This window comes from Delftia sp. ZNC0008 (assembly GCF_000799035.1).
Lineage (GTDB): Bacteria > Pseudomonadota > Gammaproteobacteria > Burkholderiales > Burkholderiaceae_C > Comamonas > Comamonas tsuruhatensis.
The window spans coordinates 1-1,501 of sequence record NZ_JTKZ01000714.1; the positions used below are offsets into that span (position 1 = coordinate 1).

A 1,501-nucleotide genomic window follows, 5' to 3' on the forward strand; every position below is an offset into this window, starting at 1 on the left:
CGTGTCGGCTTCCTCGCGCGAGACGGCATGCTCGGCCACCAGCTGGCGGGCACGCTGGTCCTGGGTGCGCGCCAGGGCGGCGCCGGCACGCGTGCGCTCCAGCTCGGCCTCGGCGCTGGCCAGGGCCGCGCGGTAGGGCCGCTGGTCGATCACGAACAGCAGCTGGCCCTTCCTGACCTCCTGCCCCTCGCTGAAGGCAATGCGCTCGATATAGCCCGACACGCGCGGGCGCAGCTGCACGGAGTCCACGGCATCGATGCGGCCGTTGAACTCGTCCCAGACACGCACGCTGGCCGGCACGACCTCGCTCACCAGCACCTCGGGCGCAGGCGGCGGGCCGTCGCTGGCATGGGCATCGCCCACGGCCTGCGGGCGGCAGCCGGCAAGCAGGGCCAGCGCCGCCAGGGCGCCTCCGAACAGGGCACGCCGCAACGGCGGCGGGGGAAGAACTGGCATGGATCGACTCTCCTTGAGGGGGATGGGCAAGGCCCTGCTGCCGGGGTCGGTGCAGGGCCGGAAAAAGGGGGCTGTACCGCAGGCTCTGAAGGCCTTGCCGGCGGCTGCTCACAATGGGTTGCATTCTTCAAGTTCAAGTGAACTTGAAGTCAAGATCCAGCCACAAAGACACCACGAAAATTGAGGACGGTTTGCCAGGGGAATCAATGGCCGGATCGGACAAGCGCAGCGGCCATCGGCACTGCGGCGGGCACGCGGCGGGCGGCGCCCGCAGGGCATCGAGGCACTACACTGCGATGCCATCTGACCCTGCGTTGGCCAGTGGGAAACGACGGCCGCGAACACTTTGCGGCCCCGGTTGTTCCCGCCAGCCAACCCCATATGGAAAAGCACTGGATGCCTGCCGCATGAACCTGCTTGCTCAAGCCGTACTGTCCCGCCCGCAGGGACGCAATGAACGCATCAGCACCGTGACGTTGGTGGCCCTGGACCCGCAGGGGCGCGACGCGGCGGCGCGCCATGTCGTGACCTTGCAGGTCACGCAATGGAAGGCCGGAGTCGTCGCGCAGGTCGATGACAGCACGCTGACCCCGTTGCCGCTGGCACTGGAGCCTGCACGCCAGCGCGCACTGGCCTATCTGCGCCAGCGCCTGGCGGCCGGCGATGTGCTGCAGTCCCAGCAAGGTTTTGCCGAGCTGGATGGCGTGCAAGCCTTGCCCTTGGCTGGCCACGCCCAGGAACCGGCGCCGCAGCCGCCACAGCTGCCGGAGTCGCCCGTGCAGGCCGCCGCCATACCGGCCCTGTGCCGGCGCCTGGACGGCAATGCCTGGCGGCTGATGCCCGCAGGCCAGCAGGCGCGCCTGGTGTGGCGCCTGGCGGAATATGCGGATGCCGCGCGCGGCGGCGGCGCCCAGCGCCTGCTGCATGCGCAGGTGCCGCGCCTGGTGGCCCTGCTGGGCACAGGCGACGACCTGCTCGACTACTGCCTGGCCTATCTGGTGGGCCGCCTGGGCGATGGCGGCGCGGCGGTGGCCATGCAACGCGG

Annotated in this window: 1 protein-coding gene and 1 pseudogene; one reads left to right on the forward strand and one right to left on the reverse strand. The window is 70.3% G+C overall.

Annotated elements, in window-relative coordinates; genetic code table 11:
* Positions 1–456: efflux RND transporter periplasmic adaptor subunit (locus tag L995_RS23165; protein ID WP_047473855.1), on the reverse strand; the 456-nt coding region annotated here is incomplete at its 3' end.
* A gap of 407 nt (positions 457–863) precedes the next feature.
* Between L995_RS23165 and L995_RS23170 the strand changes: the two are divergent.
* A pseudogene (locus L995_RS23170) lies at positions 864–1,501 on the forward strand (hypothetical protein); the annotation flags it as partial.